Source organism: Andreesenia angusta (assembly GCF_001855385.1).
Classification (GTDB): domain Bacteria; phylum Bacillota; class Clostridia; order Tissierellales; family Gottschalkiaceae; genus Andreesenia; species Andreesenia angusta.
Genome location: NZ_MKIE01000001.1, coordinates 391,467 through 416,530, shown reverse-complemented (window position 1 = coordinate 416,530; position 25,064 = coordinate 391,467). Strand labels below are relative to the sequence as shown.

Here is a 25,064-nt window from a genome sequence, read left to right as displayed (position 1 = left end):
GCTAATTAAGAAACGGGATTAACAGATTCCGTACATTTGTCCTAACTGTAAAAAAATACTTCCGAGAGATATACCTTTTAGTTAATTTGTGGTTAAGGCGATTTGTTACAAAGACGAAAAATAATGTAACCAATAAAAATCTGAAGTATGAGAAACACTATAAAGGAGGCCAATCGGCCTCCTTTATTTATGGTACGGTTCACCATTAATAATCCTATACCCCCTGTAGATCTGCTCGAACAGCACAGCGGCTTCCAGCCCGGGGTCCATATCCATAGGGCTTATGCAGAAACGCTCTTGGCATTCTAGCTCCACATCCCCAATTACGAGAGAGATATCTGAAACCGATGAAAGACCGTAACTCTCTATTTTCTCTGCAAGCGATTCGGAGGACAGCTTTTCTCTAGAGCTACTTATCTTCACCATATAGGATTTATCGCTCAGCTTTTTCAAGAGCGCGGACTCGTTCTTGACCTGTACAAGCTCTATCTTGCAGTATCTACCTAGTCGCTTTTCGTACTCGGCTACGGCTTCCAGGTAGAATTTCTCTATCTTCTTTGACACTACATACACTTTGAAGTTCATATCGATTTCCTCAAAAAGACCATGGAGTTGAATTTAAGCCCAGACACCAAGGCAACTTCCTCGCATTTTATCTTCAGAAGAAAGAATGTCTTTTGAGATATCCAGTCAATGCCTTCAAGGGACTCAAAATTGGCCTGACCTTTAGAGATTATGACGCTGGCATTTTCAAGCGCCTTTCTGAATTCGTCCGAGATATCGTCTATGGAAACTCCGAGGTGTCCAGAGCCGGTCTCTATAACTTTTGCCAAATCAGTCATTCCGACGTACTCGGCGTCTTCCATAGTGGCATCGTTTAGGATCGGGCTGGACTTGACCACATAAGTCACAGATTTTCCAAGCCTTCTAAGCTCTTCCACAAGCATTCTGTCGAACACTATTTCGCCGGCGTTGTCGCCTATTATAAGGACACTGTCTGTGCTGTCTAGCTCTGACTTGAACTGCTCAGAGCAGTCCGCAGAAAAGCCTTCGTCCATGACCTGGGAGATGGCTGAACCTATGTCGAAATCCCTGTATATTCCAAGGTCTATCACATTTCCAGCTACAGCTATCTTCAGCGCGTCTTTGAGTCTGTCTTGAGACCTTGAGAGTAGCTCTGAAAGTTCTGGATAGAAGGAGAGGGCAGCGTCATTCGACTCTCGCTTTGCCGATTTGTAAGGGTCGGCCACCCCTATCATTTCATAAGCACTTTTAAGTATCACACTTGAATTATAGGCTGGGGTATTTGAATTGTCTAAGCCCTTTATCTCTTCCATAAGTCTGTAGAGTATTTGATATTGAGTATCTTCATCTAAATCTGTTCTTTTCATAGTGGAAACCACTTGCTTTAAATAGCAGTGTACGCAGTCTAATTGTACTTTCAAAAAAACACCACCTAAATATGTCGTTAAGACAATATTATCACAATGGAATGAGATTTGTTCAAACAAACTAAACTATATATACATGTAAAAAGTGGTATAATATCAATACAAAACTATACCGGGAGGAATTGATATGTTTTTTAGAAAAGAAAAGGCTAGAGAAGAAGTTTCAAATAGGGATAGGCTGGAGCGAGAGCGTTCACTGGAAGCGGAGCTTAGAGAGGAGAACAGCTTTCTAAAGTCTTCTATGCAGGATATATACAGCAATATGGTGCAGATAATCCAAAACCATGGACTGGTGAATCAGCAGCATGGAGAGCTGGCAGGACTGGCGGAGGACATAAAGTCTATGATGGAGAAGGTGAAGAACATATCCAACGAGACTAGCGAGCTTTCAGAGCAGCTTTCAGACAAGAGCGAAAAGCTGAAATCGATATCGGTGGATTCGGTGGAGAAGTCTGTAGAAGGTGAAGAAGCTGTGGACAATCTGCTAGGGGTGATGTCTTCTCTAAAGACACAGGCTGAGGAGTCTTCAGAGTCCATGACCAAACTTGGAGAACGGTCGAAAGAGATAACCGATATAGTGGAGACTATAACGGACATAGCCAGCCAGACGAATCTGCTTGCGCTGAATGCGGCTATAGAGGCGGCCAGAGCTGGAGAGCACGGCAGAGGGTTTGCCATAGTGGCAGAAGAGGTCAGGAAGCTTGCCGAGAACACCACTGAGAGCACCAGCACCATAAAAGAGCTTGTGATGAACATACAGAACGAGGTGGAAACGGCATCAGAGAACAGCGACAGAAACAATGACGCCATAGAGAGAGGAATCGAGATGAGCCAAGTTGTGAAAGAGAAGATAAAGGACATAGTAAGGGGATTTGAAGAGGTTCAGGTGGAAGTGAAAGATGTGGTGGACACGATATCAACCCAGAAGGACTATATAAGGGATATACTTGAACAGACAAATGTGTCAGACGAGATTCTATCCGATATACATGACAAGCTTATAAACCACGTGGAGAGAGCCAGCAGAGTAGATGAGAGTCTGGATTCTGGTCTAGTAGAAATAAAGAAATTGATGGAAAAATAGGATGACTAAAAAGGGGGATGAAATATGAATAGAATCACTAAACTCCTGAGCGCATCTTTAATTGGGATTGTCATGCTTGGAGCGACAAGCTCTGCACTGGCCTCAGGAACAGATATCAGGGTCTATATGGAAAGGCCGTCAGCGGAAGCTGGGAACAAGCTATACAGGGGAGCCAAGTATGAACCGGTAGTGGGGTCGTACCTTGCGATGTTTGCAGAAGGGGACGAAGCTGTACATAACGCCTGGACAGGAAATCCATTCTACTTTGACGGGGTGCCAGCGCTTACAGGAAGGGCCCATGCGCTTTACATGGTCTACATACCTTATGGAAAGATGGAATTCAACCACTATGCGTCACACTACAAAAAGGCCAAAGAGACTAGTGCGGGCATGCAGATATGTTTGGAGCCTCTAGACGGGCTTGAAAGCGTGAAAGACGGAGAATACCTCCGCAAATTCGCAAGGCAGGCAAGGGATTCTGGAATTCCTGTATTCCTGAGATTTGCGAACGAGATGAACGATGGCAGTAACCCTTGGGGAAACAAAGATCCAAACCTGTACAAGGAGAAGTTCAGACTGGTTGCAAAGATAATGCATGAGGAAGCGCCTAATGTAGTTATGTGCTGGGCTCCGAACGACTGGCCAAAGAACTCTTCAGACAAGTACTACCCAGGGGACGACGCTGTGGATTGGGTTGGAATAAGCGCCTACCCTCCGTATGTCTCTAACACAAAGAGCAAGCACTCTATGAAGTTTACAGACAGGACTAAGGAGATTTACGACAAATACTCAAGCAGAAAGCCTGTATTTCTGTCGGAGGGGGCTCCTATCCAGAACATAGAGTTCCAGGACAGCACATCGGTATCCTACGTGGCTGCAAAGGAGACAAAGGAATTCTATGACGAAGTGGCTAGGAGGTACCCTGGAATAAAGGCTGTATTCTACTGGAACAACGACGAGACCCACGGGGCGAAGAGACAGTGTAAGCTTTCAGACAATCCAACGGTGCTTTCTGCGTACAAGCAGGCGATATCGTCACCTTTCTTCCTGTCGGCGGTGGGTCAGAAGAGCCCAGTCTACTTTGCAGACGTTCAGTGGAACGCGGTATCTCCAGAAAAGCAGAAGCTGAGCGCTTTTGTGGCTATAGACGGAAGACTGGACATAGGAAGAGTGGCATACAAGATAAACGGCAGATACGTGGGAGAAAAAACAGGATCTCCATACGAGATAAGCTACGACTTCTCGCAGTTTGCTGGGCAGAGTGTTGAAATCCAAGCGGATATCTATACGACTTCAAACGCTTATGTGACTAGCAAGAAGATAGCGGCTAAGGTTCAGAAGGGGCCTAACTTGAGCTCTGGCATAAAGGCGACACCATCAGTACACGCTGTAACTTTAAACGGAAAGACAGTCAAGATACTGGGGTACAGCATAAACGGACATAACTACTACATGCTGAGGGACGTAGCAGATGCCTTAAAGAATACAGGTGCAAAGTTTGACGTAGGATATGACCAAAAAAAGAACGAGGTCGTAATAGAGAGGGGAGTATCTTACAGCGGCGGAAACGACTCAAAAGGCTCTTTAGAAGACAATCCTAGAGTGAGCAAGAGCACACAATCTGTGTCTATAGATGGGTCAAAGACTGATAAGCTGGACGCATACCTAGTAAATCAGAACAACTACTTTAAGCTGGTGGATTTAGGCAAGACACTCGCCTTCAATGTGGAGTGGGATGGAGAAAACAAAACTGTCAGGATAAGTACGAACTAGATTGTGAAAAATATTTAACAATAGGTGGTGCAGACCTCTCTAATGAGGCCTACACCGGCTATTTGCATTTTGGGCTTAATATATTAACTTTTGTTAAAGGCTTTAGGGCTTTTCAAAAGCATAAAAAGGGTGTAAGGTCTTATTAACGATGAAAAGGTTTTCATGGAATATATAAGTCGAAATGACAGTTGGGAGTATGATATACTTATTTTTGAGAAAAATGTTATTCATATTCGTGAAAAAATCATCAATATTTAATTCGAAATCTGGCGCACGCAGAAATAGTCCTATGCATGCGCTTGATTATAAAAAATAAAAGCAAAAAGGAGGTTTTAACATGTCAAGCAACACGGTGGACACATTCAACTCCAGTCTGCTATATCAGATGGAGGACAAGCCAAGTCTAGGCGTATCTATTCTGCTAGCATTTCAGAATATAGTTACGGCACTAGGAGGAATCATAGCAGTACCACTTATTATAGGAGGAGTTGCAGGCGTAGGTGTCGAAGACACGGCGTTTTTGGTAAGTGCAACTCTATTGGCATCAGGCATTACAACTTGGATTCAGGCAGTTGGAATAGGACCTAAGAAGTTCAGAATAGGTGCTAGAATACCTATGATCATGGGTACGGACTTCACTTTCGTATCGCCAGGAATTGCAGTTATAGCTCAGATGGGTGGAGGACTACCAGCTTATTTCGGAGCTACTATAATGGGGTCTTTTATAGAGATGATACTCAGTAGATTCCTAAAAGTAATAATGAGATTTTTCCCTCCAGTTGTAACTGGAACAGTTGTAACACTTATAGGTACAACTCTTATACCAGTCGCAATAGACTGGGCAGCAGGTGGATTTGGATCAGAGGACTATGGAAGTTTAAGAAATGTTGGAATTTCTATGAGCGTGCTTCTTATAATTGTACTTCTCAACAGATATGCTAAAGGGATAGCTGGAAGCGCTTCTATACTTATAGGTATAGCTATAGGCTATATTGTTTGTATCCCGCTTGGAATGGTTGAGTTCTCAAAAGTAGGAGAGGCGGCTTGGTTCGAGCTTCCAAATATATTCAAGTACGGCGTGGACTTCAATCCTAAGTACGTGGTTCCTTTCATAGCGGCGTACCTTGTAACTACTATAGAGACAGTTGGAGTTATAAAGGCAGTTGGAGAGGCATCTGAAAGAGAGCTTTCAAACGACAGAGTAGCAGACGGAATACTTTGCGATGGAGTTGGAAGTTTCATATCAGGATTCCTTGGCGGAGGACCAAACACTTCTTTCAGCCAGAACGTTGGACTTATACCGCTTACTAGAGTTGCGAGCAGCTACGTAGCGGCTGTTGCCGGAGTGCTTCTTTTCGTTATAGGACTTCTTCCTAAGTTCAGTACGCTTATATCTATCATGCCTAACCCAGTGCTTGGTGGAGCAGGAATACTGATGTTTGGAGTTGTTGGAGCATCTGGAATACAGACACTAGGAAAGATCCATATGAACAACCGTAACCTTATAATAATTGCGGCTTCATTGGGAATAGGCCTTGGAGTTGCTTTCAGACCGGACTTCGTGGCTAATCTTCCATCAGCGCTTGGCTCGGTATTCTCTTCAGGAATATCGGCAGGAACTATTGTAGCTCTAGTATTGAACATAATACTAAAAGAAGAGACACCAGAAGAAGAGAAGAAAGAAATAAAGCTAGAGATGAACTAATAAAAGAAACCCTCTGTACAAAGCGTACAGAGGGTTTTTTACGTCTCGGCTACGATAGACCCCATCTCGGAGATGTCGTACCCTTCTATATTTCTGAATTCAGACTGGAACTCCTCGGAGTTTAATATCTCAATCATAGCCTGTATCGGGGCAGTGTGGAAGTCTTCTTTCTTTACAACCAGTTCGTATCTCTCTTTTTTGAGCGGTATAAAGTCCAGGTTGTTGAACTGAGCCGAAGTCTTCATATCGCCGACTGCGACATCGGCTTCCCCTCGGGCTACACTGCTTGCGACTGTAACATGAGACTGGTTTTCCCTGTAGTAGCCATTTATAGAGCTGCCGGGAATGCCTAGCTTTCTTATGTTCTCATCTAGCAAAACTCTTGAGCCAGCGCCTTTCTCTCTGTTTACAATACGTATATCTTTTCTGGCAAGGTCCTCCCACTCCAAGATGTTCTTGGGATTCCCTTTTTGGACATAAAACCCCTGCGTGCGCTTTGTAAGGTGTATTATGACAGCAGGTATTCCCGGCACAAGCCTTCTGACAAAGGGTATGTTGTAGGTGTCGCTGTCTCCGTCCCAGAGATGAGAAGAGGCAACTTGGACCTTTCCGTAGTAAAGAGAAGTCAGGCTGCTGTAGCTGCCTATATGCGCCCTGAGCGTTGGAACACCGCTTCTGTGGTTCTCTATATAGTTGGAGAGCACGTCTAGAATGAGGTCCTGACCGCATATGACAAAACCCTCTCCGTAGGAAGCGGGACTGAACTGAAAGCTGTCTCTGAAGCTCTCTTTGGACTTGCTTTTTTCAGATGTCTGGACTGGACCGCCAGACTGTATTCCGCCTGACGTATACTTCTCTACATCTTCAGGAGAAAATCTCAAGCTTCTGCCCACCTTGTAGGACTTTATTTCCCCACGCTTTGCAAGCTCGTATACAGTGTTTTTTGCAATTTTCAATATATCTGCAACTTCTTGGGCGGTAAGGGCCCTGTCTTTTCTCATATGGTCGATTCCTTTCTGATAGTTTCTAGTTGTTAATATGATACCATGTTTTATTTTCAGGGGCAATTCCAAAGGTGAGAGTACTATTGACAATGGAATGCTATATAAATATAATATACATAACGTTACGCAAATGGACAAAACGATGTGAAACGTGACAAAACAATATAAAGGGGAGTTACATAATGAAAAAGCTTAAGGTTAGAGGACTAGGACTTATGACGGCGGTTATCATATCTATAGGAGGGCTTGTGGGTTGCTCGGGATCTGATGCTCCAGAGGACACAGCCAAGAAATCGGAGCCTGTAGAGATAACTGTGAGCGCAGCAGCCAGCCTTACAGAAGCCCTAAACGAAATAGAGACACTGTACGAAGAGGAGAGCGGGAATGAAGTCAGTATGAACTACGGATCTTCTGGAGCGCTCCAAAAGCAGATAGAGGAAGGGGCTCCGACAGATCTTTTTATATCGGCTGGAAAGAAGCAGATGGATGCGCTCAGGGAAGCTGGACTTGTAAAATCAGACAGCATAAAAGATCTTTTAGGAAACAAGCTTGTGCTTATAGTTTCAGAGGAATACGCAGACAAGATAAAAACTGTAGAGGATCTTTTAAACACAGATGGAAAGATAGCTATTGGAGAAGTTGAGACGGTTCCAGTTGGACAGTACTCTCAGGAGAGTCTTGAGAACCTCAACGTATGGGGGTCTATACAGGACAAGATAGTGTTTGCAAAAGACGTAAAGGCAGTGATTTCCTACGTTGAGAGCGGGGAAGCAGTTGCAGGTATAGCCTACAAGTCGGACGCAGTTGGCATGAAGAGCGGAAAAGTGGCTGAGGAGATAGATCCTTCTACTCACAAGGAGATAGTCTACCCAGAGGGAATAGTGGAGAGCACAGAGCATGAAGAAGCGGTTAAAGGCTATATGGAGTTTTTAGACAAGGAAGAGTCTACTGATATATTCAAAAAATATGGATTTGAAGTAAAGTAAGGGAAATTATATGATTTTAGATCCCATACTGATATCGTTAAAAATAGCATCCATAGCTACAGTTTCAACGTTTCTATTGGGAACGTTCTTAGCCTACGTATTCAAGAGGTTTGAATTCAAGGGGAAAGACTTTTTAGAGGTTCTGGTTACGCTTCCGATGGTGCTTCCCCCTTCTGTGACCGGATATGGACTGCTTATACTCATAGGGAAGCGAGGGCTTTTAGGCGGATTCCTGCTTGACAAGTTCGGAGTGAGTCTTGTGTTCACCTGGGTGGCTGGTTGTATAGCGGCATCTGTGGTGTCGCTTCCGCTTATGTACCAGAGCGCAAAGTCGGCGCTTATGGGCGTCGACCAGTCATACGAGAATGCAGCGAGGACTCTCGGAGCGGGAGAGTGGAAGGTTTTCAGGAAAGTCACACTTCCGCTGGCCTGGCCAGGCATAATAAGCGGGATAGTGCTTTCTTTTGCCAGAGCGCTAGGGGAGTTTGGAGCTACGCTTATGGTGGCTGGAAATATCCCGGGAAAGACAGAGACGATACCACTTTCAATCTACTATGCTGTGGAGTCTGGCAATACGTCTAAGGCCAACACGCTTATGGCTATAGTGGTGGCATTTAGCTTTGTACTCATATTTTCGCTTAACAGATGGCTTAAAAAGAAAAAGTACAGCAGGAGAGATTAGAGATGATAGACAATATAGAGGTGAGCCTTTTTAAAAAATTGGAATTTTTCGATCTGGATATATCGTTCAGCCTTGAAAGAGAAGTGCTGGTCATACAGGGTAGATCTGGCTCGGGAAAGACCACTATACTAGACTGCTTGGCTGGGATAAAATCCCCAGATGACGGTGAGATAAGAGTGGGAGAAGAGACACTCTTTTCAACAGCTTCAAAGTTGAACAGACCTATAAAGAGCAGGGGTATAGGGTATGTATTCCAGAACTACGCCCTTTTTCCCAATATGACCGTAGACGAAAATATTCGATTTGGATTCGACAAGAAGAAAGATTCAGACGCATCCTACGTGGACCAGGTTATGGATTCCCTCAAGATATCACATTTAAAAAAGCGCTACCCACATGAGATATCCGGTGGGGAAAAGCAGAGGGTTGCGCTCGGAAGGGCGCTCAGCATACGGCCAAAGCTGCTGCTTCTGGACGAACCGTTTTCGGCGCTTGACACAGACACAAAAGACCATGTATATGGGGAGTTTCTAGAGTTCAAGAAAGAGTGGAACATAAGCACTATAATGATTACGCATAACGATGACGAAGCTAAGTTGCTTGGCGACAGGATAATACACATAAAAGACGGAAAGCTATTCGGCAAAAGGGCACTAGACATAGAGCAGGACCAGCATTCCACGGATATAGAGAGGGCGTGTTTTTATCCGGCTTAATTAGCCAGCAAGCTTATTGAGCCTAGCAGAGAGAGAAGCTCGCCACCTAGGCTTGTCCTGAAAATCAAGTAGAGTACAAAGAGAAAGAGCAGGAACTTGTGGAAAGTGGCCTCAGCCTTAGAGCCTGAGCGGATCCTCAGGAAACTGAACTTTCGCTGGGATATCGGCGCGAAAAGTCTCACTCCGTTTCCTATAAACATGTCCATAAGTATATGGGCAGAAGAGCCGAAAACCGTTCCGAAGGCGAAGTACCTGTAGGCCAGGTTATACTCGCTTGGGACGTACTTCTCGCCGAACATAAAGCATATATAGACTGAAATCACAAAGGCTATGGAATGGGTGAAGCCGCGGTGCGAGAAGAACCTGCTTATCATCCATCCTATGGCCTTTAATTTTTGGGCGATAAGACTCTTGTGGTGATCTATATCCGGAAGCCCAGAGCCCAAAGACAGCCCAAGTGCAAAAGAGCCCAACCCTAAGAGGCCTAGCTGAGTTAGATTAGCTAGGTTGCCTTCGTAGAGCCTGTCAATGGCGACTACACCTAGCAGCGCTCCTGACTTTAAATGATTTCTGTAGTCCATATCAATCCACCCTGACCCGAAACATATGTTCCATTTTGATAACTTTATTATACTATCTTTCGTTGAAAAAGACAAAAAAACAGGCAAACCTTGAGTTTAGGGCTTGCCTGAAGTTACTTAAACTTGAAATTGCTCCACAAGGGATTGTAGATTCTGGGAAAGATTCGACAGATTTACGCTGGAGCTTTCAAGCTTGCTTATTATCTCTGTTTGCTGATGTATAGACACTGAAGCCTCTTCGGTCCCAGCTGAGTTTTCCTCTGATATAGCTGAGAGCGTCTGTATAGTGTCTAGAACTTCTGAAGCTACTTGCTCAATTTTAAAGCTGGACTCGCTTATAGCTAAAATAGCTTGGTTAGAACTTTCAAGGGAATCTCTTATGTGTTTGTACTTGGATTCAGTCAGGTGGACATTTTCAATCTGCCTGCTGTATATCTCTTCCACTCTGTTCATAGTAGAGACTGCATTATTTGCGTTGAACTGAAGCTCGGCAACTATGTCATTGATTATCCTTGTAGAGTCGGCAGATTCAATAGACAGCTTCCTAATCTCTTCGGCCACAACTGAAAATCCCTTCCCGTGTTCGCCGGCTCTTGCGGCTTCAATCGCTGCGTTTAAAGCCAAAAGATTTGTCTGTTCAGAGACTGACATTATAAGATTGCTGGCTTCACCTATCTTCTGAGAGCTTTCGCTTGTCTTGACTATGTCGCCATGAACACTCTTGGTTGCAACGCTGCTTTCATCGGTAGTGTCAGAGAGATGGTTTATGACCTCAAGACCTTCGTCTACAAGCAAGTTCACTTGTTTGAAAGAGCTTGAGAGGTTCTGGGTCTGGTGCTTGCTCTCTTCAAGTGCGGAAACTAGCTCAGAGAGCTTTCTAGATCCGTACTCTGTTTGCTCCGCTTGACTAGAGGCACTTCTAGATATTTCCTCTATAGCATGGCTGGCCTCTTCAGAGGAGGCAGTTGAAATATGAGCTATAGACTTGAGTTCCTCGGAGGAGTCGACAACCTGAGAGGAAAGCTCCTTTATGGAAGAAACTATGCTGCTCACTGTATCGGCAAAAGTGTTGAAGTACGACGCCATGACGCTCAGCTCGTCTCCAGAGCTTACATCCACACGCTTAGTGAGGTCTCCATCCCCCTCTGCAATATCTCCAAGGATACCTGAAAGATTAGAGATACGCTTCATTATGACATTTCTGCTTACAAAAAAGGAGAATATGGATATCAGGAGTATCACGCTGAATGAAATTATGGCTCTTCTTATCAAAGTGCTTATGGATTGGCTTATTTTCGTATTTCCATTTTCAACTAGCGCATCGGCTTCTTCTAGAAGGACTTCGACACTTGACTCCATTTTCACGGCATAAGGATCGAACTCCTCCATGAACTTGTTGCCAGCGCCTGTTCCGCTAGATATGTAGGCATTTGCCATGTCCACTCCCATTTGATAGTACTCATCCAGGTCTTTAGAAATAGGATCCAGAATATCGTCCTCGATCCCGAGGGCTTTAAGGGAGTCAAGCTCACTCTTTGCTTCAGAGTAGTACTTTTCAGCTTCATCGAATCCATCGTCAAAGCCAGGGGCTCCACGTGTGGCAGATATATCGGTTAGCCACTGCTGAATCTGAACAACGTCTTTTTGAAGCGAGAGGGAACTTACTATTACAGGGGTATTTACGTTTTGCTGCTCATCGACTCTTTCGGAAATATCTCCTAGAACGGAAAGTGTCAGGAACATAAGCAAAGAAGTTGTTGCAATCATCCCGATGGTTATGGCATTAAATTTTGTGGATATTTTCACTCCAATCACCTCCAAGTATTCTATGTAGAACTTTATACCCATTTATTATATCATAGAATATAAAAAATACACCTTGAGGCTATACCATAAATAGCTTTCAAGGTGTGAGTCTGTGTTACAGCAAAACACTAAGCTGTCTCTACAAATATATCCTGCTCTGAAAGTCCGTTTTCCTTAAGGAGCTTTACAGTGTCATTTACCATGGCTTTAGATCCACAGATGTAGACTTTAGAGTCAGATACATCTAGATCTTTTATTACATCCATAACATATCCCTTTCTGCCATGGATCTCTTCTCTAGAAGCTATCTTATGGTAGTTGAACATGTCGGACTCTATGTCTTGCTTGCTGAAGAATTCATCATAGATAAGGTCTTCAGATTTTCTTATACCATATACCAAGTCGATTCTTTCAAGCGAATCGGGCCTGTTCAATATTGCGTCCTCTACAAGAGGGATGAAAGGTGTTATTCCGATTCCATTACCTATAAAGAGCAGCTTCTTGGCATTTTTATCAACTACAAGCTCGTCTCCAAGAGGGCCTTCAAGCTCCACCTTGGCTCCCAAAGTGTAGTCGTCAAATATCTTTTCAGTTCCATAACCATCAGCAACCTTCTTGATTATGACACCTACAGTGCTTCCCTTAGGGTCCCATCCAGATATAGAGTAGGCTCTGTAACTCTCTGGTTCAGCTTCTATCTTCAGAATCATAAACTGGCCAGGTTTGTAGGCCACTCGCTTAGGCGATTTAAACTGAAACTTGAACTCCCTTAAGTCTGGGCCTAGTTCGTTCACTTCAACCACTTCAGCTTCTATATGCTGTCTTCCAGGAACTTCATTTGCAAGAGACGCTCTCTTCTCGGCAGATATGGCCTTCAACTCAATAGCTTTTTCCTCTTTCTCTATTGAAAGTATCCCAGCAGGGCAGTTTACAACGCATGTAGAGCATTTTATACAGTTTGAGCTGTCGAACTGGTTGCTCTCGTTGAACTCTGTGTAGGGGCTTATCTGCATAGGGCAGACCCTGGCGCATTTGCCGCACTTATGGCAGGCGTCTTTGTCTGAAATAGTCACTTTCACATCTGTCTTTTTGTTGGCTTTTGTAATTTTCCCTAACTTGTAAGAGATTTTCTCCATCACACCCATGGGGCATACTTGGCACCAAGTTCTCCCGCTGTTCACCATGCTAAGGCCGCCACCAACTATTATAACCATGAGGTACGTTGTTACGAACACAAAGCCAAGTTTGTCTAGGAAGCTGTTCTCTCCCCAAAACTGTGCCGCACCCATTATCTTTCTGCTCAGATTGAATGCAAAGAAAGTCATAAATCCAATAGTCATGTACTTGGACTTCATAAACCTGTATATCTTGGCGTTTCTTCCGAAAGGAATAAAGAGAGAGTCAAAAAGGCTTCCATGCGCACAGAAGTTCCCGCACCAGTACCTTCCTCTGAAAAAGCCCATAACAGTAAGGGCAAGTATAACTGGAATTACAAGAAGCCCGAGTTTTGGTTCAAATAGCCCGCCTATTCCAACGAGCACTGTAAATAGCCATCCAAATTTTCTTATGATGCTAAATCTACGCTCGGTTTTTATATAGTAGTTTGCCATGTCGTTCCTCCTAAACTATATCGTATTATGTAAATATATTAATATATAGAAAGGTTTTTGTCTAGTCTTTTTTGGGGAATATATATCTATGTAGTAAACAAAGACAGGAGGTGATAAGGATGAAAGACTGGAAGTTATATGTGGTAATTACATTGGCAGCTTCCTGGATACTGGCAGGAGCATACTACTTTGGAGTTGTATTTAAGACCACAGCTTCATACACTGTGATGGCATCTGTGTATATGTGGATACCGGGAATACTAGCAATCATCTTTACGAAAAAAAGGGGAAGAAGCTTAAGTGAGATTGGACTGAAACTTAAATTCAACAGATGGTACGCTTTCGCCTGGCTTGTATTTCCGGTGATAATAGCGCTTGGGATATTTATAAACGTGCTCTTTCCAGGAGCCAGCTTTAGCCTCTATATGGAGGATTTCTTGTCTTCATACGGCCCCCTTCTAAAGGAGTCTGAAGAGTATGCGCAGATGTACGAGCTACTGCAGATCCAGCCAATAATACCGCTTCTGATGACAGTTGCAAGCGGAATGATTGCAGGAATCACAATAAATCTTGCGTTTGCAATAGGTGAAGAGATAGGATGGAGAGGATATCTTTATGGCGAACTAAAACACATGGGTTTTTGGAAGATGACGTTTACAACAGGCGCTATCTGGGGGATATGGCACGCCCCACTTGTGCTCCAAGGCCATAACTATCCGGAGTACCCTGTTCTGGGGGTATTTCTAATGACCATATGGTGTATTCTGCTCTCGCCTGTATTTTCACTTGTGAGGATCAAGTCCAAGTCGGTGCTGACGGCCGGAATAGCCCACGGTACTTTGAATGGGCTAGCCGGTGCTTCTATAATTTACATCGAAGGAGGTCACCCGCTTTTAAACGGAATAATAGGACTGAGTGGATTTATAGCACTTGTGATAGTGGACATCTTGATTTGGATGAAGATAGGAAAAGAACCAGCAGACTTTTAAAAAGTCGGCTGGTTCTTCTTTATTTCAGCTCTTCTCTAAGTATATCTACGAATACGTCCAGCACCTGGCTGTCAAATTGGGTTCCACGGTTGCGCTCAAGCTCGGCGATAGCTTCGCTTTGGCTCATAGGAGTCTCTCTGTAGGAGCGCTTTGAAGTCATGGCGTCGAAGGCGTCAGCTACGCAGACTATCTTGGAGAAAAGATGGATATCGTCACCTAAGAGTTTGTTTGGATAGCCGCTTCCGTCCACCCGCTCGTGGTGTTCGTGTATAATCCTCTTGGTCTCATGGTCAAGCTCGAGACTCTCTATTATGTTGAACCCTATCTTGGGGTGGTTCTTGATCATGTCGTACTCTTCGTCTGTAAGAGAGCCCTCCTTGTTGAGTATAGAGTCTGGAATTCCGATCTTCCCCACATCGTGCAGTATGCTTCCAAAGGAGAGTATCTCTTTTGAACCTTCATCTAGCCCCATACGCTCAGCCGTCTTCACAGAGTACTCCTTGACTCTCTGGCTATGGCCGCCAGTATACGGATCCTTTGCATCTAGTGCATGCACCAGAGATGACACAGTGTCGAAGAAGTTCTTCTTGTTCCTGGATATCAAACTCTCAAGCTCCTGATTCATAGAGTAGGCCTGCTCGTAGAGCGCCTCTATCTCATCGCGCTGATATGTTATCTCGAAGTTCTTTTCCTTTAGTTTTACCCTGCTCTGGTCGAAAAAGTCTATTGAAAAGAAGGTAAGGAAAAACACTATTAAAGAGAAAAGAAGTCCAAGTTTCAAGCTCATGTCGATAGTGCTGTACTTTTCGCTCCATCCTCCAAAAGGGATTACAGCCACTTTCCAAGATATGTAGTCATTTATCATAAAAAAGTTAAGAGGTCGCTTATCTAAAATAGACGCGTCTCCATAGAATGGAGCTTTAGGGTACTCGCTTGTCTTGAAGAACAGGACTTCAAGGCCGTGAAGCTTGGAAAGCCTGTCTATCTCTTGGAGGAACGAATCACCGGAGACTACAAGGCTTATCTGCCCTTGGTAGTCGCCAGACTTGCTTAAAGTTGGAACTCTAGCGACAAAGCCGCTCCCGCCCTGTACAAGTTCAACAGGACCCTGAAACACAGGCTTCAGACTCTGCTTTACTTTGAGAACAGGGTCTCTCTGGGACTCCAGTTCCGACAGATTGAGCCCTATAGCTGACTGGTTTCCGTCCAGAGGATAGATAAAACTTATTGTGGTGTCTTCAAGAGTGCTTATGTTTTTTATGTAAGAGTTGTTTTCGTCTACGAGATTCTCAAGGTAATTTACGGCAGACTCCTGAGAAGGCTTCTCTTCCATGGAGAGAAAGGCAGTGTACCCATTAAGTATGGTTATGTTGTCGCTTATCAGGCTCTCCACAGCCGACTGAAACCTCACATATCTCTCGGCAGTAGTCGAACGCTCCGCTTCATATAGTCGGTCTTTCTCTATCTCTATGTACTTCAGAACTAGCAGAAACAAGCCTAGAGCGATAGAGGCTGAAATGAGGAATATTATTAGTCTGTTTTTCAAGTTTCTTACTTTCAAGCCCATCACCCCTATAAGGTATTTAATAATTTAAGTTTAGGTTATAGTGTTGGCCTATGTCAATAAAAATAAGCTAGTAAAGACAAGTTGAAACTGATTTCACAATAAAGCGCCACCTCTTCATCTAAGATGCTATAATAATTGTTAATACAATATTGCTTTGAAAGGAAGATTAGATGTCAAAAAAATTAGTTTTAGCTGAAAAGCCGTCGGTTGGAAGGGATATAGCCAAGGCGCTTAAATGTGATAGAACGGGGAATGGATATATTGAGGGGAAGAACTATGTAGTCACTTGGGCTCTTGGACACCTTGTGACGCTTGCAGACCCAGAAACCTACAAGAAGGAGTACTCTGAGTGGAAGATAGAGCAGCTTCCCATAATACCGGGCAAGCTCAAGACGGTGGTTATAAAACAGAGCGGGAAGCAGTTCAACACTGTCAAGCATCAGATAAACAGAGACGATATCTCGGAGGTCATAATAGCTACAGATGCCGGAAGAGAAGGCGAGCTTGTGGCCAGGTGGATACTGGAGAAGGCCGGGAACAAGAAACCTGTAAAGAGACTGTGGATTTCCTCTGTCACGGAGAAGGCCATAGTAGAGGGATTCAAGAAGCTCAAAGACGGAAGAGAGTACGAGAATCTCTACAGAGCTGCAGTGGCAAGGTCTGAAGCGGACTGGTATGTCGGAATAAACGGGACAAGGGCGCTTACATGCAAGCACAACGCACAGCTTTCATGTGGAAGGGTGCAGACTCCTACGCTTGCCATGGTGCAGAGAAAAGAGGAGGAGATACAGAGCTTTAAAAGCCAGAAGTTCTATGGGCTGGAGACAGAGGTTTCAGGGCTCAAGTTCATCTGGTCGGACTCAAAGGGGAATACAAGGTCTTTTGATGAAGCTAAAATAGAGAGCATCCTCAAGCATTTAAACGGGAAAAAGGCCGTTGTGGAGGACGTGTCGAGCCAGACTAAAAAGACATACGCTCCAAAGCTGTACGACCTGACCGAACTTCAGAAAGAGGCCAACAGGATCTACGGATACTCCGGAAAAGAGACGCTTTCTGCGGTTCAGAGCCTTTACGAAAAGTATAAGGCGCTTACCTACCCTAGGACAGACTCATCCTATATAAGCAGCGACATGGTGGAAACTCTTTCAGACAGGGTAAAAGCATGTTCGATAGGAGGCTACTCTAAATTCGGAGCTAGAATAGTCAGGGGCGGGATAAAGGCCAACAGCTCTTTTGTGGACGACTCCAAGGTTTCGGACCACCACGCCATAGTTCCCACAGAGGAAAGGCCTGTTATGAGCGAACTGAGCGACAGAGAGAGAAAGATATACGAGATGGTGATAAAGAGATTCCTCGGTGTGCTTATGCCTCCACATGTGTATGAAGAGACTAAAGTGGAGCTTAGAATAGGCGACGAGCTCTTTAGGGCGAAGGGGAAACTGACTGTGTCGGAAGGCTACAGAGAGTTATACAGCGAGGATGAGGAAACTGTGGAAAAGAAGAAAGCTGAATTCAAGCGAGGGATGGAGATATCCACAGTGAGCCTTAAGAAGACTTCTGGAGAGACGAGCCCCCCTCCTAGGTTTACAGAGGGCACTCTGCTGGGAGCCATGGAAAACCCAAGAAAGTACATGGATACAGACGACAAGGAGCTTCTAAAGACCATAGGCGAGACTGGCGGAATAGGTACGGTTGCAACTAGGGCAGACATAGTGGACAAGCTCTTCAACAGCTATTTGCTCGAGAAAAGAGGAAACGAAGTCCACATAACTTCAAAAGGGAAACAGCTTCTAGCACTGGCCCCAGAGGATTTGAAGTCCCCGGTGCTTACAGCGGAATGGGAGCAGAAGCTTGAGAAGATATCCAAGGGCAAGCTCAGAAAAGACGAGTTCATAAAAGAGATGATAGAGTACACCAAGGCGATAGTATCGGAGATAAAGTCGAGCGAGGACAGTTTCAAGCACGACAATCTGACTAGAAGCAAGTGTCCAAGTTGCGGAAAGTACATGCTAGAGGTAAAAGGCAAAAAGGGCAAGATGCTTGTATGCCAGGACAGAGAGTGTGGAGAGAAGCAGTCTATTTCCAGAGTTACAAACGCCAGATGTCCCGAGTGCAAGAAGAAGATGGAGATGAGGGGTTCAGGCGACTCTAAGATGTTTATATGTAAATGTGGTTACAGGGAGAAACTCAGCGCTTTCAACAAGAGAAAGGGTGACCAGAAGTCCAAGCTCTCCAAAAAAGAAGTGAGAAATTACCTTAACAAGCAGGAAGACGACAACATAAATTCGGCGCTTGCAGATGCACTTGCAAAGCTGAATCTAAAGTAAAAAAACACTTGGAAGACGAAGAGTCTTCCAAGTGTTTTTTAGATTCCCAATAATCTGACCAATAAGACAATTAAAGCTACGATAGCTATAAAAGCAAGCACGACCTTAGTCAGAAATTTCACCCGGTTCATTCGGTTTGTTTTCAAGTTGTGGTTAAGTCTTTCCACAAGCTGCTCTGCAATCGCTTCTTGACCATTTGGAACAGGGACGTGAAGAGCTGCGCTTATGGTGTTCCCCTCCTGGGTTCTGGCTCTTATGAAAAAGAAGTTCATAGTAGTGCAGTCATAGCCAGGAAGCCTCCCCAGCTTTAGGTGCTCTAGCTTTGAAGAAGGGCTCCAGAAGGTGTGGACTCTGTTGTTGGCAGGGGAGTAGTAAATTCCCTCTTCAGAGATTATCGCCTCGGCAGAGCCATCTTCCAGCCATTCGTCTTCTTCACTGTTGTACGTCCAGTGCACTAGAGGGTCTTTCATGATTCTTTCTGTAGCATTTGCTTTTCCGTAGAAAAGAGCAGTACTTATGCCGAATAGAACTATAATAAGTCCAAGGCCTAGCAAGAACAGAAGGCTTACATTTTTCAGAACTCCTGTGCTTACAAAGTAGGTAAAGGCAATAGTTGCAGTCGTAATCGCTAAAGTAGCTGCCAAGGCTATATGTCCATTTCGCTTTTGAGCTTTAGCATAATCCATTGCGGATTTCATAGTCGTCTCCTCCTTAAAATATTCTCACTATATTATACCTTAAAATATATAATTATTTAACATAAGTTAAAAGAAGATAAACCCTTGTTTTATTTTGCACAAGAATATGTATACAGAATATGATAAAATATAGTTGTGATATCATCCTGAGTTTAGGAGATATACTCAACTACTTTTAAAATGAAATCGAGGTGGAAAGAGTGGAAGGTAAATTTACTATCACATCTTTTGCAGAGAAAAAGAAAACAGGCGAGAAGATATCGGTGCTCACAGCATATGACTATCCGACGGCAAAATTACTGGACGGGGAGGTAGACGTACTCTTAGTCGGAGACTCTCTTGGAATGGTCAAGCTGGGCTACGAGGACACGTTAGAGGTCACCGTAGACGACATGGTATACCATACGAGAAGTGTCAAGAGAGGGGCTAGTCGATCTTTCATAGTTACAGACATGCCATATCTTTCTTATCACATAAGCTTAGAGGAGTCTGTCAGAAATGCGGGCAGGATAATGATAGAAGGAAAGGCAAACGCCGTGAAGCTAGAGGGCGGAAGAGAAAGAGTTGAAGTTGTCAGAAAGCTGGTGGACTCGGAGATACCGGTTATGGGTCATCTTGGGCTGACACCGCAGTCGGTAAACGCCACTGGAGGATTTAAAGTCCAGGCGAGATCTGCTGATGCAGGCGAGAAGCTACTGCAAGATGCGCTTTCACTACAGGATGCCGGTGTATTCGCTATAGTGCTTGAGTGCATTCCTGAGGAGATAGCCAAGTACGTGACAGACAGTGTAAGCGTACCGACTATAGGTATTGGAGCCGGGAGGCACTGCGATGGACAGGTCTTGGTAGTGGACGACATGCTTGGAATAACCGAGGACATACATCCCAAGTTTGTAAAGCGTTACGGAAAGCTTGGAGAAGAGATAAGGGCCATGGCTAGAGAATACAATAATGAAGTTAAGTCTGGGGCATTTCCGGAGGAAGTTCACATTTTCAAGCTGGAAAAATCAGAACTAGAGAAGATAGAGAGGATTTACTGATGGAGAAAGTATTGGTTGTAAAGAGCATAGACGAGCTTAGAGCAAAGCTCAAAGAGTACAATGGGAAGACTGTGGGGCTTGTGCCTACGATGGGATACCTTCACAAAGGTCATGCCTCCCTTGTAGAAAAGGCCAGAGAGGAAAACGACATAGTGGTTGTGAGCGTATTTGTAAACCCGATCCAGTTCGGGCCTAACGAGGACTTGGAAACCTATCCAAGGGATTTAGACAGGGATATAGAGATAGTTTCATCTAGCGGAGGGGATATAGTGTTCGCTCCAAGCGTAGAGGAGATGTACCCTGAAAAGGCTGAGGTTTTTGTAGACCTGGAAAGTGAGATAGGTGAAAAACTGTGTGGAGAGTCGAGGCCAGGTCATTTCAGAGGGGTTATGACTGTAGTATCTAAGCTGTTCAATATAGTTGGAGCGGACAGAGCTTACTTTGGACAGAAAGACGCCCAGCAGGTGACTATAATAGAGAAGATGGTAAGAGAGCTGAATTTCCCGGTGAAGATAGTCAGATGTCCAATACTCAGGGAGAGCGATGGGCTTGCAATGAGCTCTAGAAATGTATACCTTTCAGCGCAGGAGAGAAGTGAAGCTACTGTACTGTACAAATCTATATTGAGAGTGCAGAGAGAGTTTGAAAGCGGGGAACACAGAGTGGAAAAGCTTAAAGAAATAGCTCTAGAGGAAATCGGAAAGAGCCCTATTGCAGAAGTAGAATACGTAGAGATACTAGACAGCAGAACTCTTGGGAATATAGAAAGAGTGAACGGCCCTGCTCTTATGGCAATGGCTGTGAGGTTTGGAAAGACTAGACTTATAGACAACTGCTTACTGGAGGTGTAGAGATGTACTTGACTATGTTTAAATCAAAACTGCACAGAGCTGTAGTCACAGAGGCCAACTTGAACTACGTTGGAAGCATTACGATAGATTCGGAACTACTGAAGTCGGCCAATATACTGCCGGGTGAAAAAGTTCAGGTCGTAAACAACAACAACGGGGAGAGATTTGAGACCTACACCATAGAGGGAGAGCCGAACAGCGGAGTCATATGCGTAAACGGTGCTGCTGCGAGGCTTGTGCAGCCAGGGGACAAGGTGATAATAATAGCCTACGCCATGATGACAAGAGAAGAGGCGGAGAGCTTCAAGCCGTCGATTCTATTCTTAGACGAGAAAAACAGGATAGCTGAAATAAAGGACAGAGAAGTTCACGGCGAGATAAAATAGCTTTTACTGGAGGCAACGGTATGAACAGAGAGACAGTGGGAAACAGGCTCAGTGTAGGTATATACGGAAAGCGAAGCTCGGGCAAGTCCAGACTTATGAACAATATAATAGGTCAAGATATATCAGTGGTTTCAAAAGTGAAGGGGACTACAACAGATCCTGTGAGCAAGTCTTTCGAGCTTGGGAATCTAGGCACTGTGGTGCTTACAGACACTGCGGGAATAGACGACTCTGGAGTTGTAGGGGTTCAGAGGGTTCAGAAGACGCTAGGGACGCTTGCCTATATGGATCTTGCGATATACGTAATGGACAGCGAGGATATAGATGAGAAGCAGTACTTGGAGCTGACAGAGAAGCTTGAGAGCTACAGTATTCCCCATATACTTGTATTCAACAAGGCCGACAAGGTGAATCCTGATACCTTGGAGACGTACAAGAAGAGATACCAAGAGGCTGCATTTATGTCTGCAAAAAACATGGACGATATAGATATGCTGAAGTTATTGATGGAGAAAGAGCTTTCAAAGGCGGTCAAGGCCGAAAATATGCTGGAGGGGTTGGCGAACTCTGGGGACAGAATATGCTTGCTATCCTCTAGAGAAGCTCTAGAAACAGGAGACAGAGATTCGCTTTATATCCAGATTCTAAAGGAAGCTCTGGCAGGCGGAGTAGCTCTTAGCTTCTCAGGTATATCTACATTTGAAAAAGAGATCGAGGATTCCGAGTTGCTTGTTATAGAAGACAGTGAAATAGAGAAAGTGGATATAGATGTTCTCGGGAAAAGGGCGATTGCAGTCTCGGCCATAAATTCCAAGGGCAATGGAAGCCTACGCTACTTTCTAGACTCTATAGATAAACTTGAAGGCATAGACCATGAGTCGAAATTTCTCTTCTGTAGCTCCGAAGAGGATTTAGATAGAGAAAAGGTTAAACTGCTTTATGGCAAAATTGAGCGATACACTGGAGTGAGTTTGGACTGGAATCTGTCAGCAGGGGATAAATCCTCTTCGGATATTCAAGGGCATGATTTCATAGTGGAATTTGACCATGGAAGCGATATGCGAAGTTCGCTTAGAAAGCTTAAGCAGGCCGAGGAATTGAAAATACCTATGGCAAGCGCAGAGCTCTTATCGCTTTTTATGGACGGGAAGCTGGAAAAACTTATAGGAAAAAATAAAAAAACTTTTTTAGAAACTGTTTAGAGCAAAAACTGCGGGGTATATAACTAATAACAAAGGAAGACAAGATATCCCGCAGCACATTTCCTTTTAGGATAGTTGAAATTGGAGTAGTGCATATCCAATAGGAGACTTTTCAGAAGATTATGGAGATGAGATAAGGATGTCGAAACGAAGTTTCCTTTGTGGAAAAGGCTTTAAAGTTTTATGGCAACAAGAAGTAAGAAGTAAGAAGTAAGAAGTAAGAAGTAAGAAGTAAGAAGTAAGAAGTAAGAAGTAAGAAGTAAGAAGTAAGAAGTAAGAAGTAAGAAGTAAGAAGTAAGAAGTAAGAAGTAAGAAGTAAGGAGATTTAATTGAATGAGTGAATCGAGAAGAGCATTGTTATAAGGGGCGGTTTTCATCACAACAAGATGACCCGTCCCTTATAATTTTTTGTAATAGATGGTATAATGTATACCGACGAGGTGATATTATGGACAGAAAAAAGGGAATAATAATGATGATGCTCTCGGCCTTCTTTTTTGCACTTATGGCGGCTACAGTGAAGTCACTAGGTGACTATCCTCTCACTGAGAAGATGTTTTTTAGGAACTTTTTAGGCTTTGTGTTCGCCTTTGCAATGGTAAAGAGGAACGGGGGAAGTCTTAGAGGTAATAACAGGAAGCTACTTGTGCTTAGAAGTGTATTTGGGATGCTCGGGGTTGCGGCCTATTTCTATTCAATCCAGTACTTGAACTTGGCGGATGCAGTCATAATAAACAAGTTTGCGCCTTTCTTTGTAGTGCTTCTATCTTGGCTTATGCTCAAAGAGAAGATAGGGAAGGGACAGATAATTGCGCTTTTTCTGGCAATAGTAGGAGCAGGACTGGTCACAAAGCCCACTTTCAACGTCAACATAGCACCGGCTATGATAGGGCTTATGGCCTCAATGTTCGCCGGAATGGCTTATGTCACAGTGAGCTACTTGAGAAAAAGCGACAGTCCAGAGACAATAGTCTTCTACTTCACGCTTATAACGAGCCTCTGTATGATTCCGTTTGCTTTTTCAGGAGGCTGGATAGTCCCAAGGGGACTTGATATACTCAAAGCCATTGGGCTTGGAGTCTTTTCCACGGCAGGTCAGATATTTATGACTTACGGATACAGGTATGCAGACGCTTCAGAGGTCTCAATATACTCCTACTCCGACATAATCTACTCTATGATAATAGGTGTAGTGCTGTTTTCAGAGATGCCAGACTATCTCACAGCGATAGGAGGAGTTGCAATACTTGCGGCCGGCTTTGTGAATTTCTACACCAAAAAGCTTTTAAAGCAGAATACAGCAAAATAAGAAGGGCCTGCGCTTTCAGCAGGCCCTTCTTTGTCATTCAGCTCAATATTCACTATCAGGGGCGTAATCTATTCTCCCTATTGTGAAGTGAGCTAAAAGCGCTATAGATACAAACACAAGTCCAGTTGCACAGACTCCGGTCCAGCCGAATTTGCTAAAAGTGAAGCTGCCAAGATATGAGCCCAAGGCACCTACAAAAAAGTAGATAGACATAAAGACAGAGTTGAATCTGCTCTGCCTTGGAGACTCTACTGAGTTTATCCTGGCCTGATTCGAGACCTGAGAGGAATTGGTCGCAAAGTCCAAAATCATCACACCAAGGGCGAGCCCGAATATGTTTTCTCCGAAAACAGTCATGATTAAAAAAGCTGAGAAAGCCAGTGCAGCTGACAGGCCTATGGCAAAGCGAGGAGTCCTCCTGTCGCTAAGCGTACCCATCATCGGTACAAGGAAGACTCCGGCTATACCGACAAGACCGAACCTTCCCGCTATTTCCGAGCTTGTACTTGAAAAGCCATATGCTGGAGACTCCAAGAAAAAGACTATGGAAGTCCAGAAAAGCTGGAACGAAGCGAAAAGGCATGGACCTATCATGGAAGAAGACCTGACGACAGGGTTGGTTCTGAGCACACCTGCCATTGACTTCAGTATTTCAAAGTAGCTTTCGTCAGAGCTTGGAGCGCTCCTGGGAAGATACTTCCTGAGCGTGAAAGCCAGCAGCGCTATAAAGACAGGGGAAATCATATAGACAGCCCTCCAGCCAAGGCGAGGTCCCACAAATCCGCTTACAAGCCTGGCGGCTATTATGCCTGTTATAAGTCCGCTTATCACAGTTCCGATGGCTTTTCCGCGCCTGCCGGGCTCCGAGAGAGACGCAGCAAGAGGAACGAGAAGCTGTGTTATTATAGAGGAAAACCCAACTAGAAAGCTGGCCCCCAGCAGCCAGTAGAAGTTCATGGAGAGGCTGAGTCCGGCAAGTGAAAACATGCACAAACAGAGAGTCCTGAGTATAAGCGACTTCCTCTCCACTATGTCTCCCATCGGGACTATGAATAGCATCCCGCAGCCATACCCTATCTGGGTGAAAGTGGACACAAGCCCTATGCTGCTCCTGGGTACAGAAAAGCTTGAAGCCATGTACTCCAGAAGTGGCTGATTATATGTTACGCCTGCTATTGAAACTCCGGAAGTCAGCGCCATAAGAAGCAGAAGGCTTCTTGTAAGCTTTAGATCCTGAGTTGAACTTGATTTATCCATACAAAAACTCCTTTCTCGCACAGTCAAAGACAAACCCATT

The 25,064-nt window shown here is 44.3% G+C and carries 22 protein-coding genes; 13 read left to right on the top strand and 9 right to left on the bottom strand.

Annotated features, from left to right (window positions below; translation table 11 throughout):
• Window positions 1–183 precede the first annotated feature (183 nt).
• The gene (locus EUAN_RS01950; RefSeq protein ID WP_071061086.1) at window positions 184–585 is read right to left on the bottom strand and encodes a 23S rRNA (pseudouridine(1915)-N(3))-methyltransferase RlmH; all 402 of its coding nucleotides are present in this window, start codon (window positions 583–585) and stop codon (window positions 184–186) included.
• A complete protein-coding gene (locus EUAN_RS01945) occupies window positions 582–1,445 on the bottom strand; it encodes a damage-control phosphatase ARMT1 family protein (protein ID WP_071061084.1) in 864 nt (287 codons plus the stop codon). Before EUAN_RS01945 ends, EUAN_RS01950 begins: the two co-directional genes overlap by 4 nt.
• A gap of 133 nt (window positions 1,446–1,578) precedes the next feature.
• Here EUAN_RS01945 and EUAN_RS01940 point away from each other — a divergent pair, with 133 nt between their 5' ends.
• The 3 genes from EUAN_RS01940 to EUAN_RS01930 all read left to right on the top strand — a co-directional run bounded on the left by EUAN_RS01940 (window position 1,579) and on the right by EUAN_RS01930 (window position 6,013).
• Window positions 1,579–2,535 (top strand): methyl-accepting chemotaxis protein, encoded by a 957-nt coding sequence (locus tag EUAN_RS01940; RefSeq protein ID WP_071061082.1) that lies wholly within the window; start codon window positions 1,579–1,581, stop codon window positions 2,533–2,535.
• 24 nt (window positions 2,536–2,559) lie between these two features.
• The gene (locus EUAN_RS01935; protein ID WP_071061081.1) at window positions 2,560–4,308 is read left to right on the top strand and encodes a glycosyl hydrolase; all 1,749 of its coding nucleotides are present in this window, start codon (window positions 2,560–2,562) and stop codon (window positions 4,306–4,308) included.
• 337 nt (window positions 4,309–4,645) lie between these two features.
• A complete protein-coding gene (locus EUAN_RS01930) occupies window positions 4,646–6,013 on the top strand; it encodes a uracil-xanthine permease family protein (RefSeq protein ID WP_071061079.1) in 1,368 nt (455 codons plus the stop codon).
• A 38-nt stretch (window positions 6,014–6,051) separates the two neighbouring features.
• Here the strand turns inward: EUAN_RS01930 and EUAN_RS01925 are convergent, their stop codons facing one another.
• Window positions 6,052–7,014 (bottom strand): helix-turn-helix transcriptional regulator, encoded by a 963-nt coding sequence (locus tag EUAN_RS01925; RefSeq protein ID WP_071061077.1) that lies wholly within the window; start codon window positions 7,012–7,014, stop codon window positions 6,052–6,054.
• Between the two features lie 185 nt (window positions 7,015–7,199).
• Here EUAN_RS01925 and modA point away from each other — a divergent pair, with 185 nt between their 5' ends.
• From modA to EUAN_RS01910, 3 genes are read left to right on the top strand one after another with little or no spacing between them, the layout of a single operon-like run.
• Window positions 7,200–8,003, top strand: coding sequence for a molybdate ABC transporter substrate-binding protein (gene modA / locus EUAN_RS01920; protein ID WP_071061075.1), 804 nt, complete (start codon window positions 7,200–7,202; stop codon window positions 8,001–8,003).
• Window positions 8,004–8,013: 10 nt separating this feature from the next.
• The gene (modB, locus tag EUAN_RS01915) at window positions 8,014–8,685 is read left to right on the top strand and encodes a molybdate ABC transporter permease subunit (RefSeq protein ID WP_071061073.1); all 672 of its coding nucleotides are present in this window, start codon (window positions 8,014–8,016) and stop codon (window positions 8,683–8,685) included.
• Between the two features lie 2 nt (window positions 8,686–8,687).
• Complete coding sequence (locus EUAN_RS01910; RefSeq protein WP_084655656.1) at window positions 8,688–9,401, top strand: ATP-binding cassette domain-containing protein; 714 nt, start codon at window positions 8,688–8,690, stop codon at window positions 9,399–9,401.
• Here the strand turns inward: EUAN_RS01910 and EUAN_RS01905 are convergent.
• From EUAN_RS01905 to EUAN_RS01895, 3 genes are all read right to left on the bottom strand, one after another.
• Window positions 9,398–9,982: a metal-dependent hydrolase gene (locus tag EUAN_RS01905; RefSeq protein WP_071061071.1), complete on the bottom strand. Its 585-nt coding sequence runs from the start codon at window positions 9,980–9,982 to the stop codon at window positions 9,398–9,400. The two genes, EUAN_RS01910 and EUAN_RS01905, sit on opposite strands and share 4 nt — an antisense overlap.
• Window positions 9,983–10,099: 117 nt before the next feature.
• On the bottom strand, window positions 10,100–11,788 hold the full coding sequence (locus EUAN_RS01900; RefSeq protein WP_071061231.1) for a methyl-accepting chemotaxis protein: 1,689 nt from the start codon (window positions 11,786–11,788) through the stop codon (window positions 10,100–10,102).
• Window positions 11,789–11,916: 128 nt separating this feature from the next.
• Window positions 11,917–13,398, bottom strand: coding sequence for an FAD-binding oxidoreductase (locus EUAN_RS01895; RefSeq protein ID WP_071061069.1), 1,482 nt, complete (start codon window positions 13,396–13,398; stop codon window positions 11,917–11,919).
• A 119-nt stretch (window positions 13,399–13,517) separates the two neighbouring features.
• On the opposite strand from EUAN_RS01895, the gene EUAN_RS01890 reads away from it, so the two are divergent.
• Complete coding sequence (locus EUAN_RS01890) at window positions 13,518–14,387, top strand: CPBP family intramembrane glutamic endopeptidase (RefSeq protein ID WP_071061067.1); 870 nt, start codon at window positions 13,518–13,520, stop codon at window positions 14,385–14,387.
• 19 nt (window positions 14,388–14,406) lie between these two features.
• On the opposite strand, the gene EUAN_RS01885 is transcribed toward EUAN_RS01890, so the two are convergent.
• Window positions 14,407–15,933: an HD domain-containing phosphohydrolase gene (locus EUAN_RS01885; protein WP_169817312.1), complete on the bottom strand. Its 1,527-nt coding sequence runs from the start codon at window positions 15,931–15,933 to the stop codon at window positions 14,407–14,409.
• A 191-nt stretch (window positions 15,934–16,124) separates the two neighbouring features.
• Here EUAN_RS01885 and EUAN_RS01880 point away from each other — a divergent pair, with 191 nt between their 5' ends.
• A complete protein-coding gene (locus EUAN_RS01880; protein ID WP_071061063.1) occupies window positions 16,125–18,281 on the top strand; it encodes a DNA topoisomerase III in 2,157 nt (718 codons plus the stop codon).
• A gap of 38 nt (window positions 18,282–18,319) precedes the next feature.
• On the opposite strand, the gene EUAN_RS01875 is transcribed toward EUAN_RS01880, so the two are convergent.
• Entirely contained in the window at window positions 18,320–18,979 is a 660-nt protein-coding gene (locus tag EUAN_RS01875) for a hypothetical protein (RefSeq protein WP_071061061.1), read from the bottom strand.
• Window positions 18,980–19,170: 191 nt separating this feature from the next.
• Between EUAN_RS01875 and panB the strand changes: the two genes are divergently transcribed.
• The 5 genes from panB to EUAN_RS01850 all read left to right on the top strand — a co-directional run bounded on the left by panB (window position 19,171) and on the right by EUAN_RS01850 (window position 23,767).
• Window positions 19,171–20,019: a 3-methyl-2-oxobutanoate hydroxymethyltransferase gene (panB, locus tag EUAN_RS01870; RefSeq protein WP_245674418.1), complete on the top strand. Its 849-nt coding sequence runs from the start codon at window positions 19,171–19,173 to the stop codon at window positions 20,017–20,019.
• On the top strand, window positions 20,019–20,870 hold the full coding sequence (panC, locus tag EUAN_RS01865) for a pantoate--beta-alanine ligase (protein ID WP_071061059.1): 852 nt from the start codon (window positions 20,019–20,021) through the stop codon (window positions 20,868–20,870). Before panB ends, panC begins: the two co-directional genes overlap by 1 nt.
• Before the next feature lie 2 nt (window positions 20,871–20,872).
• Window positions 20,873–21,256, top strand: coding sequence for an aspartate 1-decarboxylase (panD, locus tag EUAN_RS01860; protein WP_071061057.1), 384 nt, complete (start codon window positions 20,873–20,875; stop codon window positions 21,254–21,256).
• A 20-nt stretch (window positions 21,257–21,276) separates the two neighbouring features.
• A complete protein-coding gene (locus EUAN_RS01855) occupies window positions 21,277–22,458 on the top strand; it encodes a GTP-binding protein (RefSeq protein ID WP_071061056.1) in 1,182 nt (393 codons plus the stop codon).
• Window positions 22,459–22,906: 448 nt separating this feature from the next.
• A complete protein-coding gene (locus EUAN_RS01850; protein ID WP_084655653.1) occupies window positions 22,907–23,767 on the top strand; it encodes a DMT family transporter in 861 nt (286 codons plus the stop codon).
• Window positions 23,768–23,809: 42 nt separating this feature from the next.
• Here the strand turns inward: EUAN_RS01850 and EUAN_RS01845 are convergent, their stop codons facing one another.
• Complete coding sequence (locus tag EUAN_RS01845) at window positions 23,810–25,024, bottom strand: MFS transporter (protein ID WP_071061054.1); 1,215 nt, start codon at window positions 25,022–25,024, stop codon at window positions 23,810–23,812.
• Between the last annotated feature and the right edge of the window lie 40 nt (window positions 25,025–25,064).